This window comes from Segatella baroniae B14, from assembly GCF_022024235.1.
Taxonomy (GTDB): domain Bacteria; phylum Bacteroidota; class Bacteroidia; order Bacteroidales; family Bacteroidaceae; genus Prevotella; species Prevotella bryantii.
The window spans coordinates 1,685,001-1,703,404 of record NZ_CP091799.1; the positions used below are offsets into that span (position 1 = coordinate 1,685,001).

Annotated in this window: 11 protein-coding genes, 2 tRNA genes, 2 rRNA genes and 1 pseudogene (1 of these 16 only partly in view); 5 read left to right on the plus strand and 11 right to left on the minus strand. The window is 39.2% G+C overall.

The window, feature by feature from the left end; translation table 11 throughout:
• The 4 genes from L6469_RS07045 to L6469_RS07060 all read right to left on the minus strand — a co-directional run.
• Positions 1-141 (minus strand): 23S ribosomal RNA (locus L6469_RS07045) (it extends 2,754 nt beyond the left edge of the window).
• 176 nt (positions 142-317) lie between these two features.
• Positions 318-391, minus strand: a tRNA-Ala gene (locus L6469_RS07050).
• 36 nt (positions 392-427) lie between these two features.
• Positions 428-501, minus strand: a tRNA-Ile gene (locus L6469_RS07055).
• Positions 502-683: 182 nt separating this feature from the next.
• Positions 684-2,213 (minus strand): 16S ribosomal RNA (locus tag L6469_RS07060).
• Together the 16S and 23S rRNA genes with 2 tRNA genes alongside form the textbook arrangement of a ribosomal RNA operon.
• 1,260 nt (positions 2,214-3,473) lie before the next feature.
• On the opposite strand from L6469_RS07060, the gene L6469_RS07065 reads away from it, so the two are divergent.
• The 3 genes from L6469_RS07065 to L6469_RS07075 all read left to right on the plus strand — a co-directional run bounded on the left by L6469_RS07065 (position 3,474) and on the right by L6469_RS07075 (position 7,407).
• Positions 3,474-4,292 (plus strand): SGNH/GDSL hydrolase family protein, encoded by an 819-nt coding sequence (locus L6469_RS07065; RefSeq protein ID WP_039870177.1) that lies wholly within the window; start codon positions 3,474-3,476, stop codon positions 4,290-4,292.
• Between the two features lie 111 nt (positions 4,293-4,403).
• Complete coding sequence (locus L6469_RS07070; RefSeq protein WP_006282034.1) at positions 4,404-5,234, plus strand: hypothetical protein; 831 nt, start codon at positions 4,404-4,406, stop codon at positions 5,232-5,234.
• 73 nt (positions 5,235-5,307) lie between these two features.
• Positions 5,308-7,407: a glycoside hydrolase family 127 protein gene (locus tag L6469_RS07075; RefSeq protein ID WP_006282035.1), complete on the plus strand. Its 2,100-nt coding sequence runs from the start codon at positions 5,308-5,310 to the stop codon at positions 7,405-7,407.
• Positions 7,408-7,464: 57 nt separating this feature from the next.
• On the opposite strand, the pseudogene L6469_RS07080 reads toward L6469_RS07075, so the two are convergent.
• Positions 7,465-8,576: pseudogene (locus L6469_RS07080) on the minus strand (Mrp/NBP35 family ATP-binding protein).
• 157 nt (positions 8,577-8,733) lie between these two features.
• Here L6469_RS07080 and L6469_RS07085 point away from each other — a divergent pair.
• Complete coding sequence (locus tag L6469_RS07085) at positions 8,734-11,241, plus strand: glycosyl hydrolase 115 family protein (RefSeq protein ID WP_006282037.1); 2,508 nt, start codon at positions 8,734-8,736, stop codon at positions 11,239-11,241.
• Between the two features lie 57 nt (positions 11,242-11,298).
• Here L6469_RS07085 and trmB read toward each other — a convergent pair whose 3' ends face one another.
• From trmB to L6469_RS07115, 6 genes are all read right to left on the minus strand, one after another.
• Positions 11,299-12,069 (minus strand): tRNA (guanosine(46)-N7)-methyltransferase TrmB, encoded by a 771-nt coding sequence (gene trmB / locus L6469_RS07090; protein ID WP_006282038.1) that lies wholly within the window; start codon positions 12,067-12,069, stop codon positions 11,299-11,301.
• Between the two features lie 101 nt (positions 12,070-12,170).
• Entirely contained in the window at positions 12,171-12,785 is a 615-nt protein-coding gene (locus L6469_RS07095; RefSeq protein ID WP_006282039.1) for a DUF975 family protein, read from the minus strand.
• Between the two features lie 54 nt (positions 12,786-12,839).
• Positions 12,840-13,856 (minus strand): branched-chain amino acid aminotransferase, encoded by a 1,017-nt coding sequence (locus L6469_RS07100; protein ID WP_006282041.1) that lies wholly within the window; start codon positions 13,854-13,856, stop codon positions 12,840-12,842.
• Positions 13,857-13,953: 97 nt separating this feature from the next.
• On the minus strand, positions 13,954-14,151 hold the full coding sequence (gene xseB / locus L6469_RS07105) for an exodeoxyribonuclease VII small subunit (protein WP_027453284.1): 198 nt from the start codon (positions 14,149-14,151) through the stop codon (positions 13,954-13,956).
• Between the two features lie 11 nt (positions 14,152-14,162).
• Positions 14,163-15,458: an exodeoxyribonuclease VII large subunit gene (xseA, locus tag L6469_RS07110; RefSeq protein ID WP_006282043.1), complete on the minus strand. Its 1,296-nt coding sequence runs from the start codon at positions 15,456-15,458 to the stop codon at positions 14,163-14,165.
• Positions 15,459-15,460: 2 nt separating this feature from the next.
• On the minus strand, positions 15,461-16,867 hold the full coding sequence (locus L6469_RS07115; protein ID WP_039870180.1) for a S8 family serine peptidase: 1,407 nt from the start codon (positions 16,865-16,867) through the stop codon (positions 15,461-15,463).
• Positions 16,868-17,018: 151 nt separating this feature from the next.
• On the opposite strand from L6469_RS07115, the gene L6469_RS07120 reads away from it, so the two are divergent.
• Entirely contained in the window at positions 17,019-18,401 is a 1,383-nt protein-coding gene (locus L6469_RS07120) for an MATE family efflux transporter (protein ID WP_006282045.1), read from the plus strand.
• The last annotated feature ends 3 nt before the right edge of the window (positions 18,402-18,404 follow it).

Genomic DNA, 18,404 nt, shown 5'->3' on the forward strand with positions numbered 1-18,404 from the left:
CTTCAAATGTATGGGTTGTCCCATTCGGAAATCCTCGGATCAAAGGTTATTTGCACCTACCCGAAGCTTATCGCAGCTTATCACGTCCTTCATCGCCTCTGTGAGCCTAGGCATCCGCCATACGCCCTTTCTTACTTTTTTCTTTACCGGTTCAGTCTTGCTTTTGAATTGCTTCTCAAGTAAGATGAACGGTAGCTCATACTTTCAGCTGTATTGTTTCTTGAACTATTGCTAGTTCTCGCTACAGTTTTGCTTGTGTCAATATGTCAAAGATCTTATTGGCTTATCTCACTCTATCAAAAGTGGATTACCTGAAGTGGAGAATAACGGATTCGAACCGTTGACCCCCTGCTTGCAAAGCAGGTGCTCTAGCCAGCTGAGCTAATCCCCCAAACTTTTTTTGGTTTGAGAAGACTGGAAGTTTTTGTAGTCCCAGGCAGACTTGAACTGCCGACCTCCACATTATCAGTGTGGCGCTCTAACCAACTGAGCTATAGGACTATAGTTCCGGGTTGGCTGACTGTCCAAGATTTCTGGGCTTGCATCTTCGAGCCCGGCTTCCTTTTTCTCTTATATATTAAACAGGTTCTGTAGTACAAGGAAACTTTGGATGACATCAACCAACCTTTACGTTTGTCATGTCTCTTGACTTTTACTTACTTCTAAATAAGCATCTCTTCCAGAAAGGAGGTGTTCCAGCCGCACCTTCCGGTACGGCTACCTTGTTACGACTTAGCCCCAATTACCAGTTTTGCCCTAGGCCGACCCTTGCGGTCACGGACTTCAGGCACCCCCGGCTTTCATGGCTTGACGGGCGGTGTGTACAAGGCCCGGGAACGTATTCACCGCGCCATGGCTGATGCGCGATTACTAGCGAATCCAGCTTCGTGAGGTCGGGTTGCAGACCTCAGTCCGAACTGGGACCGGCTTTCTTGATTAGAATGACCTTACGGGCATCCGACTTTCTGTACCGGCCATTGTAACACGTGTGTAGCCCCGGACGTAAGGGCCGTGCTGATTTGACGTCATCCCCACCTTCCTCACACCTTACGGTGGCAGTGTCTCCAGAGTGCCCAGCTCTACCTGATGGCAACTGAAGAGAAGGGTTGCGCTCGTTATGGCACTTAAGCCGACACCTCACGGCACGAGCTGACGACAACCATGCAGCACCTTCACAGATGTCCCGAAGGAAGTCACTATCTCTAGATCCGTCATCTGCAATTCAAGCCCGGGTAAGGTTCCTCGCGTATCATCGAATTAAACCACATGTTCCTCCGCTTGTGCGGGCCCCCGTCAATTCCTTTGAGTTTCACCGTTGCCGGCGTACTCCCCAGGTGGGATGCTTAACGCTTTCGCTTAGCCACTCACCCCGAAGGGCAAACAGCGGGCATCCATCGTTTACCGTGCGGACTACCAGGGTATCTAATCCTGTTCGATACCCGCACTTTCGAGCTTTAGCGTCAGTAACACTACAGCGAGCTGCCTTCGCAATTGGAGTTCTTCGTGATATCTAAGCATTTCACCGCTACACCACGAATTCCGCCCGCTTCCTGTGCACTCAAGTCTGGCAGTTCGCGCTGCAGTGCCCAGGTTGAGCCCGGACATTTCACAACACGCTTACCAAACGGCCTGCGCTCCCTTTAAACCCAATAAATCCGGATAACGCCCGGACCTTCCGTATTACCGCGGCTGCTGGCACGGAATTAGCCGGTCCTTATTCGTAGGGTACATGCAAATAACCACACGTGGCTAACTTTATTCCCCTAAAAAAGCAGTTTACAACCCATAGGGCCGTCATCCTGCACGCTACTTGGCTGGTTCAGACTTCCGTCCATTGACCAATATTCCTCACTGCTGCCTCCCGTAGGAGTTTGGACCGTGTCTCAGTTCCAATGTGGGGGACCTTCCTCTCAGAACCCCTACTGATCGTCGGCTAGGTGGGCCGTTACCCCGCCTACTACCTAATCAGACGCATCCCCATCCATAAGCGATAAATCTTTATTCCATCTCAGATGTCTTTAATGGAAACCATAGGGCATTAATCTTACTTTCGCAAGGCTATTCCCTACTTATGGGCAGGTTGGATACGCGATACTCACCCGTGCGCCGGTCGTCATCAAAGAAAGCAAGCTTTCTTCATGTTACCCCTCGACTTGCATGTGTTAAGCCTGTAGCTAGCGTTCATCCTGAGCCAGGATCAAACTCTCCATTGTAAAATATCTTTGAATATCTAATTGAATAGATTATTTGTCTCTGTTTCAAGGACGCTTATCCTTTTATTGAAGTCGGTTTAAAGCCTGGACAAAAACTAAACTTGACGGTTCGTTTTTGTTACCCATTCACACATATTTATAATATGTGAACGCTTCTTGTACTACTTCTCTGTCTATGTAATCTTTTCAAAGAACTCTTTCTCTTAAGCCTCGTAACCAACGTTATTTGGCTGCTTCCGTTTGTTTGAAAGCGAGTGCAAAGGTATACAAAATATCCATAACCTCCAAATGTTTTCAAGAAAAAATTGCAAAAAACTAAGTTTTTGCACGTTCTTTGACAATGAAAGCTTAATTCCGTGGACGTACACATTATAATATATTAGGATAAAGGATTAAAGATTAAAATAATATATAAGGATTAAAAAAAAATAAGATCAGCACTACTTTTACCATTCTACGACATGTACAACAAAAGAGGGGTTTTGAATTTTACGGACAAGAACCCTCATGAGGTTTGCGTATTTGAAATTACGATGTAAGAATGCCTCAAATACGTGAATTTTGAAGAATTTTCATATCTATCTGAATATCAACACGTTACAGATTTTACGTATCACCGGTTTAAAAAAGGGCGCCAAAACCCTAGCTCCTAGGGGTCGAAAGCTTAGGGTTGATGCGATAAGGTCATAGAGTTTAGCGAACAAAGTCTTAGCTTTCGACCCCTAGGACCTGTGGTTTTGGCGGGAGAAAAAATCGAGGGGAAGAAAAAAGACCAAACAGGCTGATCAAAAGTTGAATATTTTAAGCTAGATGACGATTTTTGAAAACACTGTTTTTTGATAAATTATTTGACACACGGACCATCTTTCACATACAAGAACACGAAGGTTAACCCTTCGTTGAACATAGATATTCTTGCTTATACGCAGACTCACCATATCTATATAAACTTGTAGAGCTTTGGGGCTTGTTCAATCACTTCTGTACAGACAGAACCAGTTACTAAAGCAGATTAGAGCCCATTAAAACTATTTGGAACTATTTTCAAATTATTCTTGATGTTTTTTCAGAAAGAGGCTTACCTATCATATTATCAATTTATGAGTCTCATAATTTACGGAAATTTCTAGTAATATCAAAATGTGTCACTTTTTAAAGGGGACTCAGAACTTATTTTTCACAAGAATATAATTTTTCACCGCTAATCCAAGTCAAAAAAATATATTATCTTTGCAGTACAAATCAAAAAATATATAAACCATGAAGCGAATACTAACATTAGTTATGTGCGCATTAATCGCACTTCCATCGATTTCACAAAAATTTAATGAACATCCATGGAAGAAAAAAAGAGTTGCCTATTTCGGTGATTCCATTACAGACCCAAGACTCAAGGCATCCAAGACCAAATATTGGGGATTTTTAGAAGAGTGGTTGGGCATAACTCCCTATGTATATGGTGTAAGTGGAAGACAATGGAATGATATTCCACGTCAAGCCGACAAATTAAAAGCTGAGCACGGTGATGATTTCGATGCCATTCTTATCTTTATCGGTACCAATGACTTCAATGCAGCCGTCCCTATCGGAGAATGGTATAACGTCAGTGCTGATTCAGTTGTTGCAGCTCACAAAGGTCAATGGGAAAAAGCGAAATATCTAAGATACCATCGTACCATGAACATGAATAACAGCACGCTGAAAGGTCGAATCAATATTGCACTGGATAAATTAAAGAAAATGTATCCCAAGAAGCAAATTGTACTGATGACCCCAATACACAGAGCTGACTTTAAGAGTAGCGATACCAACATACAGCCAGCCGAAGACTATGCTAACGCTTGTGGATTTTTCATCGACGACTATGTACAGGCTATCAAAGAAGCAGGTAATGTATGGTCTGTTCCTGTAATAGACCTTAACGCACTTAGTGGGTTGTATCCTCTTACCGATGAAGGAGCCCAACTTTTCAACAAACCTGACACCGACCGTTTACATCCGAACGACGCAGGACATTACCGTATAGCTAAGACAATACTCTATCAGTTGAGTACATTACCTTGCACTTTTGATATGTAAGATATAACCAAAAATAAAAACAATAAGAGTCTTTTTATTCATGCTTTTATTTGCCTATTTAACTCAAAAAAGGTACTTTTGCAAACACTATTTAAAAATTAAATATTATACATGAATAAAAAGGCTCTTATTTGTTTTATCATCATTGGATCTGTTCTTCTAACAACGATTGTTTCTTTAAGCTATAACCTCAATGCACAGAAGAAACAAAACCAAGATATGCTCGAACTTGCTGAACTTGACAAAAAAGAGCTAGAAGACCAATATCAAGAATTTGCTAATCAATACGGTGACATGAAAGACATGATCACCGATAAGGAGATATCCTCTCAATTGGGTATACAACAGACAAAAGCACAACAAATCTTAAAGAAAATAAAGGTTACAGACCCTCATAATGCACAGGAACTAGCCCGATTAAAAAAACAATTGCCTTCATTTAAAAACGTTCTTAAAGCCTATATGAACCAATTGGATTCGTTGAGAAAGACCAACAGTAATCTTATTGCAGAAAACGCTCGAGTAAAAGAACAATTCGATGAAGCAACCAATCTTATCACAGGACTGAACACCCAAAACAGAGACCTTTCTTATAAGGTTGCCATTGCCTCACAACTGAATGTAGACGATGTAAATTTACTTTTCAAAAATAAACGAGGAAAAACGACAAAGAAACCAAAAAAAGCGAAAACCATAGAAATTACATTCAACATCGCAAAAAATCCTACGGCTCCGAAAGACAACAAAAACATGACCGTAGTCGTCAAATCCCCAAATAAAGACTATAATACATCCAAAACTATCAGATATAATGGCCAAAGGACTCCAGTTTCCATTTCAATCCCTCTCCATGAGGACGAAGAATTAGAAAAGGGTATATATCAGGTTACTATTCTATCCAATGGAAAACTACTTGACAAGGAATCTTACACCATTAAGTAATTTCTGACAGAAATAAATTGATGACAGAATAAAGGCCTGATCGTCTATCTGATATATTATTATAAGAAAGACGATGAAGAAAATAACAACAGCCTTAGGTATTTTATTTTTTGCAAACACTTTCTGTTACGGCCAGTATAATGGTCTGACAGATATGAGTAAAAGTAAAATGGCCAAAATGGTTAACACACCAATTGGCTCAGTTCACTGGACTGGTGGATTTTGGAACAATCGCTTCCAAGTACTTAACCAAACTTCGATTTGGGACATGTGGAATACATGGAATGATCCCAATGTATCACACGGATTTCGAAATTTTGAAATCGCAGCTGGAGATGTAGAAGGAGCCCACAAAGGTCCACCTTTTCATGATGGCGATATGTACAAATGGCTTGAAGCCTGCGCTACTGCTTATGCAATAACTAAAGATAAGAAACTTGACCAGTTAATGGACAAGTTTATTGATGCAGTAGCCCGTTCGCAGCGAGCAGATGGATATATCCACACACCAGTTATCATCGAAGAGCGTAAAAAGAATGCAGAATCACACAGCAAAGATAATACTGTTATTGGTATCGAAATTGGTAAAGACCAGAAAAATGCTTTTGCCTCTCGACTCAACTTTGAAACCTATAACTTAGGTCACTTGATAACTGCAGGTATCATACACAAACGAGCAACTGGCAAGGATAATCTTTTCAAATGTAGTGTAAAAGCAGCTGACTTCCTATATAACTTCTTAAAGAATGACAGAGACGAACTTGCTCGAAATGCCATTTGTCCAAGCCATTACATGGGTGCATTCGAAATGTATCGCATGACAGGCAATAAGAAATATATGGAATTAGGCGAAGAACTGATTGCCATTCGTGACAGCGTCAAGAATGGAGAAGATCATAATCAAGACCGAATTCCTTTCCGTCAGCAATATGAAGCAATGGGGCATGCTGTACGAGCAAATTACCTCTATGCAGGTGTAGCCGATCTATATGCTGAAACTGGTGAAGAACAACTGTACAAAAACTTGTCAAGCATCTGGGATGACATTGCAGAACATAAAATCTACATCACTGGTGGATGCGGCGCACTGTACGATGGTGTATCACCTGACGGTACCACTTATAACCAACCTTACATCCAACAGATACACCAAGCATACGGAAGACAGTTTCAGCTGCCAAATGAGACCAGTCACAACGAGACCTGCGCTCAGATAGGTGAACTACTTTATAGCTGGCGACTATTGGAAACAACAGGTGATGCCAAATATGCAGAAATGGTTGAAAACGAATTGTATAATGGTATTCTTCCTGGAATTTCACTAGACGGAACTAAGTATTTCTATACTCAGGCACTTCGTAAAAACAAAGATTTCCCTTACGTTATGCGATGGCCAAAAGAACGTCAGAAATACATTTCTTGTTTCTGTTGTCCACCTAATACACTCCGTACATTGATACAAGCTCAGGAATATGCTTATTCCGTAAACAAAGAAGGAAGCGAACTCTATGTCAACCTGTATGGCGAAAACAAACTGAAGACCAAAAATCTGGATATAGAACAACTTACAGAGTATCCTTTCGAAGGCGATGTTAAACTAATTATTAACAAAGCCAAAGGACTGAAAGCCGTAAAGATGAGAATACCAGAATGGTGTCAAGAATCAGTAAACGAAATTATCAGCAATAGTACTATTACCAATAAGCGTGGAAAAACAATAGCTAAGCCTAATGTTATGTTAGAAAATGGCTACTTAACATTCCAACACAACTACCAAGCTGGTGACATCATCAAGATATCTATGCCTATGCAAGTGAAACTCATCGAAAGCAATCCTCTCGTAGAAGAAAACAAAAACCAAATAGCGGTAAAACGAGGACCTATCGTATACTGTTTGGAAGGCAATGACATCGAGGGAAAAGCTGATATCGATGACATCCAGATTCCTGCAGATGTAAACTTCAAAACTGTAAAACAAACCATAGATGGTCATACCTTTACAGCTCTTGAAGGAAAAGTTGAATTAGCTCAGAGCAAGGCTTGGAATAACCGACAGCTTTATCGTGAACTGAAAAATAACAATAAACAAATTACCGTTCGTCTCATTCCTTATTATGCCTGGGGAAACCGAGGAAATCAGGATATGACAGTTTGGATGAACGTAAGAAAATAAATAATAAAAGGTGGCAATTCGCAAATTGCCACCTTTTTTTATCTAATGAAATTCAGATTAATGCTTACTTTCGTTAGTAACCGAAACTATTTTTGTAGGAGCTTGTTCCTTATTGCGACGATTAACGACAGTAACAACAGCCTGAGCCAAATTTATAAAGGCTAAACCTGTTAACGAAGAAGTATCACAAGCAGCAGGAGTACCAGCATCACCATTTTCACATATACTCTGAACTATAGGAATCTGAGCCAACAAAGGAGCATTCATTTCTTTAGCCAATTCCTTACAGCCCTCTTTACCAAAGATATAATATTTATTCTCAGGGAGTTCAGCAGGAGTAAAATATGCCATATTCTCTACTAAACCTAAAATTGGCACATTCACCTTATCGTTACGATACATATCAATACCCTTACGAGCATCAGCCAAAGCTACTTTTTGAGGAGTACTTACAATAACTGCACCCGTAATGGATAACGTCTGAAGCAATGTAAGATGAATATCGCTGGTACCAGGAGGAGTATCAAGAATAAAATAATCAAGATCACCCCAATCAGCATCAGCAATAAGCTGTTTCAACGCAGATGTTGCCATGCCACCACGCCATAATGTAGCCGTATCGGGATTTACAAAAAAACCAATACTCAACAATTTAACACCATATTTTTCAACCGGTGCTATGAGATCTCGCCCATCTTTCTTAACAGCATAAGGGCGCTCGCTCTCTACACCAAACATCTTAGGCATAGAAGGACCAAAGATATCTGTATCCAGTAAACCTACCTTATAACCTAATTTAGCCAACGCAATAGCCAAGTTTGCAGAAACAGTACTCTTACCTACACCACCTTTACCTGAGCTGACAGCAATAATATTTTTCACACCAGGAAGCATCTGGCCCACCTCTGGACGAGGAGCAGACTTAAATTCTGTAAGAATGGTAACTTCAACATCATTACTGATATGATAATGAATAGCAGCCTCAGCAGCTTTTACAGTAGATTTCAAGAAAGGATCGGTTTCACGAGGAAAAAGAAGAACTATTTCCACTTTCATACCATCAATCTTGGGCTGATCTGCCAACATCTCACTTTCAATAAGATTTTTTTGGTTCCCGGATAGATGACCGTTGCCAGTGCATCTGTTATCAATTTGGGATATAATGTCATATCGTTGTTGTGTTTATTTTGAACTTATATATATATACATCGTTTGCATATGCAAAAGTACCGATAAAATATAGAAACTACAAATAAAAACTAATTAATTTCTCTATGACACCGTTTTTAACTATATTTGCAAATAAATCAAAACCAGAACAAATCTATGAAATTTAAGGTTCATATAACCTCTCTTTTACTGCTTTGTGGTACTTTTTCTGTTCAAGCCAAAGATATTGTTCTTTTCAACGGAAAAAATCCAGTAAGCTATACTGTTAATAATAATCCATCTCCTGTAGTAAACATAGCCTTAAATATGTTTAGTAGCGATATGCAAGCTGTTACAGGTAAAAAAGCTAAAAGTAAAAGTGACTCACCTCTCGCTATTTACCAGTTAGATGCCCTCACTGATAAAGAATTTAAAGAAGTCAGTCGTATAGACTTCCCTTTAAATAAGATTATAGTCAGCAAAGATGCTTTTTGGATGGGCGTAAAGAATGACAAACTTTATATAATTGGTAATAACGGGCGTGGAACAGCATACGGCATTCTTGAACTTTCCAAAATATCCGGTGTATCTCCATGGATATGGTGGGGAGATGTTCATCCTGAAAAAAAATCGCAGCTTATCATCAACGACAAATACCAAACCCTACAAGTTCCTTCCGTAGAATATCGCGGTATATTCATCAACGATGAAGACTGGAGTACACGTACTTGGGCTCACAAAACCCTCGATCGCAAACAAGAGCAAGGGACGATAGGTCCAAACACCTATCGCAAGATCTTTGAACTTCTACTTCGACTCAAAGCTAATACGATATGGCCAGCCATGCATCCTGGAACAAAACCTTTTTTCCAAGTAAAAGGAAACCAAGAAGTAGCAGATAGTTGCGATATATATATCGGAACCTCTCATTGTGAACCATTACTCCGCAATAATGTCGGCGAATGGAATGTAAAAAATATGGGGGCCTTCAACTATCTTACCAACCAAAAGAAAATAGAAGACTACTGGACATATCGTATTAAAGAAACTGCAGGCATGGACGTCATATATACCTTAGGTATGCGTGGCATACATGATGGCAGCATGGAAGGTGTAAAAACTTTAGATGAGAAAACCAAGTGGCTTCAGAAGGTAATTAATGACCAGAGAAAACTACTGCATAAGAATCTAAAAACCGACATTAAAAAAATACCACAAATTTTTGTTCCGTATAAAGAAGTGCTTGATATTTATAACAATGGACTAAAAGTACCCGATGACGTAACTTTGATGTGGTGTGATGACAACTATGGTTATCTTACACATCTATCTAACCCTTCAGAAGCCAAAAGAAGTGGAGGAAGTGGTGTCTATTACCATCTCAGCTACTGGGGAAGGCCTCATGACTATCTATGGCTGACAACCACTCAACCAGGACTTATCTACGAAGAGATGCATAAAGCCTACACCAACAATAATAAACGGATATGGATAGCTAATGTTCACGATCCGAAAGTTGCAGCATATGACTTATCGCTTTTTCTTGATATGGCCTGGAACATCAATATCACCAAGACAAATTCTTTACAGCAACATATGCAAAACTGGCTTTGCCAGCAATTCGGTACACATACAGGCAAACTATTATTGCCCGTTATGAAGGAATTTTATCACCTTACTGCTATCCGTAAACCTGAATTTATGGGATGGACTCAAACCGAACTGGATAAAAAGAAATACAACAGAGGACTATCCCCTATCCAAGACACTGAATTTAATGCCGGTGAATTTGGAAATGAGATAGAACGCTACAAAGCAGCCTATCAAGCGATAAAAGAAAAAGTTGAAGAAATTGAAAAAACAATTCGACCAACACTTAGTGATGCCTACTTCGCAGCTATCAAATATCCTATATTTATGGCTGCAGACATGGCCATCAAACAGCTAGAAGCTCAAGAAGCACGCCATATAGCACGCCCTGGATTATTCTTCAATGATAAAGAAGCAATGACCGCTGCTGCTAATAGCATGACTGCTCATCAGGAGATAATAGCAATGACTAAATACTACAATGAACAATTAGCCGGCGGAAAATGGAATGGTATTATGTCGATGTCTCCAAGAGATTTACCAGTCTTTAAAGAGCCTGCACTACCGGGTATACTTACAGACGAACAAATAAAAAAATATGCTGATAAGGAAATTGATGCAGAACCTTTAGAAAATCACATGAGTAGAGTCATCGCACGAAATGCTGTGCATTACACAGCAGCCAGCAAAGATGTCTACACTACAGAAATGCTCGGTCACAGCATGAAATCACTGAATTTGCCTAAAGGTAGCGTGGTTAAATACAACTTCCTTTGTGAAAAAACAGATTCTGCAATAATCAGAATTGCAACGATCCCTACTCATGCCGTAAACCAAAACGATATTCGTTTCAGTGTGACCATCGACGGAAATAACGAACAGATTTTTACACTTAAAGAACCATTCCGGTCAGAACAATGGAAACAAAACGTGTTACGGGGACAAGCAGTAAAGTCTTTTCATTTACTCTTGGAAAAAGGCACACATACTTTAGAAATAAAAGCATTGGATGAAGGTATCATCCTGGATCAATGGATGATTGACTATAATCTGAATCGCAATTTCTATATGTTTCCTATAGAACCTGCTATCTAACAAAGATATAAAAAGGGGGTTCACCTGATCATTGGTGAATCCCCTTTTTATATCAACTTATTTACTTGTTTCTAAACTACTTCTCTTATCACGATGATAACTTCTATAGTCATCTAATTCTATTTCAACATCAGGTTCTTCCAAATTTCCTTCAGTAGGTAACTGGAACTTGAGATACTTGATATTGAGTCCACGCTCTATCCACATTGACTCATAATAAGTCTGAATAGACAGAATGCGTTTCGTGCTATCATCAATACCCTCTGTATGATACAAATCATCTGTACGGAAGAGAACTGGAAGATTATTTTTCTCAACCATATAAGAGGTATAAGTAAATAGAAAATTAGAATCTGTTTTCAGATGAATAATACCCTTATTTACTAAGAAATTACGATAACGATTCAAGAAGAATGTACTCGTAAGACGCTTACGAGGATTCTTCATCTGTGGATCACTAAACGTAAGCCAAATTTCAGCAACCTCATTCTGATCAAAAAAACGGTCGATAATCTCGATATTGGTGCGCAGAAATGCCACATTCTTTAGTCCTTCTTTCAGAGCTTGGGTGGCACCTGTCCACATACGGGCACCCTTGATATCCACACCGATAAAGTTCATCTCGGGATAGAGTTTGGCCAGCTCTACGGTGTATTCACCTCTACCACATCCTAATTCCAAGATTATTGGATTATCGTTATGAAAATACTGTTCACACCAATGTCCCTTCATATCGAATGGAACATCACTGACTACTGAAAATGGATACTGAAACACGTTCTCATAGTGCTCCATATCCGCAAATTTAGCTAATTTTCCTTTTCCCATGCCTTATTTGATAAACGGGTGCAAATATACGAAATAAATTATAAAAAAGCACCGATCTGGAGACAGACCGATGCTTTTTTATGTTGTTTTATAATTTACGATTAACCTATTTGCTGTTCTGCTTTCAGGTCTTCGTAGAAGTAAGCTAATGTTGTATTAATGTATGGTAATAATAGCAGCAATCCTATACCGAAAGTCAGAATAGCCAGAATTATCCAACCAATGAAGCTCAGATTCAGCCAGAATAGCTTTGCTTTGTGCCCTTTCATCAGATCGACACTACGTTTCATAGCATCAAGATAGCCTATCTCCTTGTCGTCTTCCATGACAAATTCTACCTGTGAGAGCATCAGAGAGATGATAATGCCAGGTATCAAGAGAAAGACGCATCCAATAGCCACAAAAAAAACGCCCAACAGTAGGGTGACGCCGATGCGTACACAATCTTTATAACCATCGAAAAGATGCCCATAATCAATGTCCTCCTGACGGATAAGACGCAAGAAGAATACTCTATATCCCCACATTAAAGGCAAACACAACAAGAGCCATATACCATTTACGCTTACTCCTGCTGTATCACCCATAGGGTATATGATACTCACTCTTGAAATGTCAACTATGAGTGAAAAAATAAGTGTTGCGACAGCACCAATCGTCCACTTGCCTTCCAGTGAGGCTAGAGCTCTGTTTTTGTAAGTTTGATTCGTTTCCATATTCTGGCATAATTATAGGTTATTTTTTTCTGTATAGATAGCCCGCTAACGTAATTATTCGATTACCACTGTAGTCCAACCGTGCTTATCTTCAATAGTACCATACTGAATACCACGAAGTGTATCAAACAACTTCTTAGACCAAGGACCCGGTTTATCACCAAAATCATATCGCTTTTTGGTATCCAAATCATCAATATAAGAAATAGGAGAAATGACTGCAGCAGTACCACATGCACCAGCTTCCTCAAACGTTTCTAATTCCTCTTCAGGAATTGGACGACGCTCAACCTTCATACCTAAATCTTCAGCAACTTGCATCAAACTCTTATTAGTAATAGAAGGCAGAATAGAGGTACTCTTAGGTGTAATATACGTATTATTCTTTATACCAAAGAAGTTAGCAGCACCACACTCATCGATATATTTTTTCTCCTTAGCATCCAAGTAAAATTCACAAGCATACCCCTTTTCATGAGCGATAGAATTAGCTTTCAAAGAAGCAGCATAATTACCACCAACCTTGTAGATACCAGTACCCAAAGGAGCAGAACGATCATAATCACGAATAATTACATAAGGATTAGAAGAGAATCCACCCTTGAAATATGGACCTACTGGAGTAACAAAAATCAAGAAACAATATTCATCAGCAGGATGAACACCCACCTGGGCACTTGTACCAATAAGCAATGGACGAATATAAAGAGTAGCTCCACTCTCGTATGTAGGAATCCATTCCTGATTCAATCTAACCACCTTTTTAACCATTTCTTCAAACAATTCTGTAGGAAGTTCTGGCATCAAGATACCACGGCAAGTACTCTGTAGACGCGCAGCATTCTCATCCATGCGGAACACACGCACCTTACCATCAGGACAACGATATGCTTTCAATCCCTCAAATGCCTCCTGTCCATAATGCAAACAGGTAGCAGCCATGTGCAACTTCAAATACTCATCAGAGCAAACTTCTATTTCGCCCCATTTGCCGTCACGATAGTAGCAGCGTACATTGTAATCAGTCTTCCGATAGCCGAAAGACAAATTAGCCCAATCTAAATCTTTCATAACAATAATATTTTATATGTTATATTTATAATTTCGCACAAAAGTACGAATTTTTATTATATTCTACAATTATTCACACTATAAATTAACAAAAATATCACTTTTCTTCTATATTAAGTAACTTTTTGATATTTTCATCAGTCTTCGTTAGTTTGTCTTTGCACAATTTGATAAGCTGCTGCGCTTCCTTCAGTTTATCACTCAATGAATCTACATCCAGCTCATCATTTTCCATCTTCTCTACTATCTCTTCAAGTCGATGAACAGCCTCTTCGTATCGAATATTCTTTTTCATATCAGACATTTCTATTTGACAATTGAACGAATTTCACCATTTTCCACTCGCGTTATAATTTCGTCACCCACATGTAAACAACTAGCATCTTTGACAACTTTTCCATTCAACAGAGTGATACTATATCCGCGTTTAAGCAAAAGAGTTGGATCTGACAACATCACTTGTTGCTCTATCATCTGAAGCCTATACTGCTCCTTATTCAGTTTACGCTGAATAGCGGGTAACATTGCCATTTGTAGTCTATCCAAATATTGAAACTGCTGCAAAATCAGACGACCTACCTGATTATTGAGTTTACTCTCTATAGCATCAAGTTTTCTTAAATGGCTGGTTTTAACCAAAGAAAACATCAATGGTATTCTACCACCCAAATGCTGGATTCTCATTTTCTCCCTAGTCATACGCTCGCGAACGTAGCTAAAAATAAAATCACTAGCATTTTGTACCCGATTGTACACCTGAGCCAAATGCTCTATTAAAAAAGTAGCAGCTGCAGTAGGTGTTTTAACTCTCGTATTTGAAATCATGTCGAGTACACTTTCATCGCGTTCATGACCTATACCTGTAATAATCGGCAAAGGAAAATTTGCCACATTCTCAGCCAATACTAATGTATCAAAGCCCGACATATCACTCGTAGCACCTCCACCACGAATAATGACGACGACATCAAACTCCTCATATCTTTCATTAATCAGGTTCAGCGCCCTAATCACACTTTTTTCGATTTGTTCACCTTGCATAACCGCAGGAAACAGTTCTATATTAAAGGATAAGCCATACTCATTATTTTGCATTTGATGGCAGAAGTCGCCATAACCTGCAGCATGAACACTGGAAATGACAGCTACCCGTTGGCAAAACATCGGAATAACAAGTTGCTTCTGCAAATCAAAAACCCCTTCATCCTTCAAGACCTGAATAATCTCCAAACGCTTTCGAGCCATATCTCCCAAAGTAAAAGTTGGGTCGATATCATCAATCATCCATGAGAACCCATAATTCTCATGGAATTCAGCATGCACCTGTAACATGATTTTCATACCGGCACGAAGATGCATTCCGGTAATTCGTTCAAAACCTGCACGAATATATACCCATCGATTACGCCAACATTTAGCAGAAGCCTTAGCAATAGGAGTATTCAAATGGTTATCCTTCTCTATCAGTTCCATGAAGCAATGTCCATTGTTCTCTCTATATTCAGACAATTCGGCCTGAACCCAGATACTATCTGGGAGCTGTATCGCGATAACATCGTGGACCAAATGATTCAATTCATATAAAGAGAGAGCCTGTTTCATGATTACTTATCTTTTTTGCCCATCAGATATGCCTTCCAAAAATCAGGAACACCATATCCAAATATATTATTCGGCCGTGAATAACGGTCTGACGAACGTTTCACTATAGACATAATCTCATAAGCATTCAAATGTGGCAAAGCTTCCCAAAGACAAGCCACCATACCTGCAATAATAGGAGCTGAAAAAGATGTCCCCATATCGTTTATAACAGTGCCACGACCGGTAATAACAGACGCAGGACTACCTATAGCCATAACATCAGGTTTTACCCTTCCATCGGCAGTAAAACCTATTGAACTAAAAGGAGCATTAATGCCTGAACGAGTTATTGCACCAACTGTAAGAATATCACTTGCATCTGCTGGTACATTTATTTTTTTCCAAGAACCCATGCCTTCATTGCCAGCACTATTCACCAAAATAATACCTTTTGAAGCAAGTTTGGCTGCTGTACACGAAATCATCGCCGTCTTACCATCTAAGTTCTCGTATTTATAATCCATCGTCTTATCATCAAAACCATGATATCCCAACGAACTATTAATAACATCTACACCTAATGAATCGGCATATTCTACAGCAGAAGCCCAATAGTCTTCTTCTGCCAGTGATTCTGTCTGTTCATCCTCACAACGAACCAAGACATAAGAAGCACGAGGAGCAGCACCAACATAATAATGCTCAACTTCAGCCGCCATTACAGACAACACCATTGTTCCATGCTCCATCTCTTTAAAGACATTTTGCGACCGAGGGCTTACAAAATCGGCAACACCTGCGAGTTGAATCTGATGAAAAGCAGGAATACGATCAACATTCATAAAACCTCCATCCAAGACCGCTATCATCATAGCCTCACCATGATATCCTGCTTCGTGAAGTTTATGCCCATTTAGTTTTTTTATCTGAAACTCGGTAGAACCATAAAACGACTCATTATCCTGAATAAAAGAAGTAATGGTCTTATGGTAATTCATTCGATCACGTCTGTTTATAGAATCAGGCGATTCAAAAACTTTTTTTATGCTTTTAACAAAAGGAATATGCTCTAGTTTTTTAAGGTCCTTAGGAGTACGAACACGCAAAAGAAGTGTATTATTCCATTTACTCTTATCAACAATCTCAAACCCCCAATCACAAATCTGTCGTATGTATCGTTCTGAAATCGGTAAATCAGTACTATCCAAAGAAAGATGCTGCTTTTCCCGTCGTTTTATAGAACGTAAAGAAAGAAACTCCTCTGGTTTTTGCAAAGAATATTGAGACCCAGCCTTATCTGACAAATAAATACGATAAAGATAACATTTACCGCCAGGATAAGAAATTCGGCTTGTATCATCTACATGCCGAGCAAAAATAGCGAAGCATGCTATCATCATCAGTATAATCATTAAAGGTCTTTTCATCTAGGCTAAATGTCAATGTTATGCAAAGATACAGTTTTCAATTGGAATGAAAAAATATAAGCATATAATTTATTGATTTATTTTACCAATTCTCTCACTTATCCACATATTTTTACTACCTTTGCACACATATATAAATAAGAAGATTTTAATGGATAATAAGCAAGCAACACTTGAACTAGGTACAAAACCCATCGGTAAATTACTTTGGCAATATGCCCTTCCTGCCATTATTGCCATGACAGCTTCTTCACTGTATAATATTGTGGACAGCATCTTTATCGGCCAAGTATGTGGCCCTTTAGCGATATCAGGACTTACTATTACATTCCCATTTATGAATTTGGCTGCAGCTTTTGGAGCTGCTGTCGGAATAGGAGCCTCAACATTTATTTCTGTAAAGCTAGGCCAAAAAGATTATCAAACCGCTCAACACATTCTTGGTAATACCATTACACTTAATATCATCATCGGTATCGCCTTTTCGATATTCAGTCTTTTATTTCTCGACCAAATATTGGAATTTTTCGGAGCATCAGAAGCAACACTCCCTTTTGCTGCAGACTATATGGTTGTCATACTAGCCGGTAATGTTTTCTCGCACATGTATTTTGGAATGAATGCACTCTTACGTGCAGCGAGCAAACCCAAACAAGCCATGTTTGCAACTATTTTTACCGTCATTATGAACTCAATACTCGACTATATTTTCATATTTTTATTAAAATGGGGTATCGCAGGAGCTGCTTACGCAACCATTCTTGCTCAAATTATCGCTTTATGTTGGCAAATATGGCTTTTCAGCAACCAAAAGCAATTACTGCATTTCAAGAGAGGAATATATAATCTAAACAAGACTATTATAAAAAATATACTAGCGATAGGTGTATCCCCTTTTGCCATGAACGTATGCGCCTGCGTTGTGGTCATCTTTATCAATAAGCAGTTAGCACACTACGGAGGAGACCTAGATATCGGAGCTTATGGCATTGCAAATAAAGTAGCATTTGTATTTGTCATGTTTGTTATGGGTGTTAATCAAGGCATGCAGCCTATAGCCGGATACAACTATGGAGCACAAAAACTAGATAGAATGATACATGTCGTAAAACTTTCTGTTTTAACTGCCACACTCATCATGACAACTGGCTGGCTTATAGGAATGTTTCTACCTTATTACTGCGCACGCTTATTTACGACCGACGCTACCCTTATTCAGCTAGGTATGAAAGCCATCAGAATTAGCCTATTGGCTTTCCCTGTTATAGGCTATCAAATGGTTGTCACCAACTTTTTTCAAAGTATAGGAAAGATAAAAATCAGTATATTCTTGAGTTTGTCTCGCCAGCTGTTATTATTAATACCACTACTTGCCATTCTTCCTCTTTTTCTGGAAATTGATGGTATCTGGTACTCTATGCCAATAAGCGATTTTCTCTCAGCTATCATTGCTGGGTGGACAATGATTGTATATATGCGTAAATTTAATCGCATGCATCGCGAGTCTCAAGCTTTAGCAAATATGAACAAATAAACT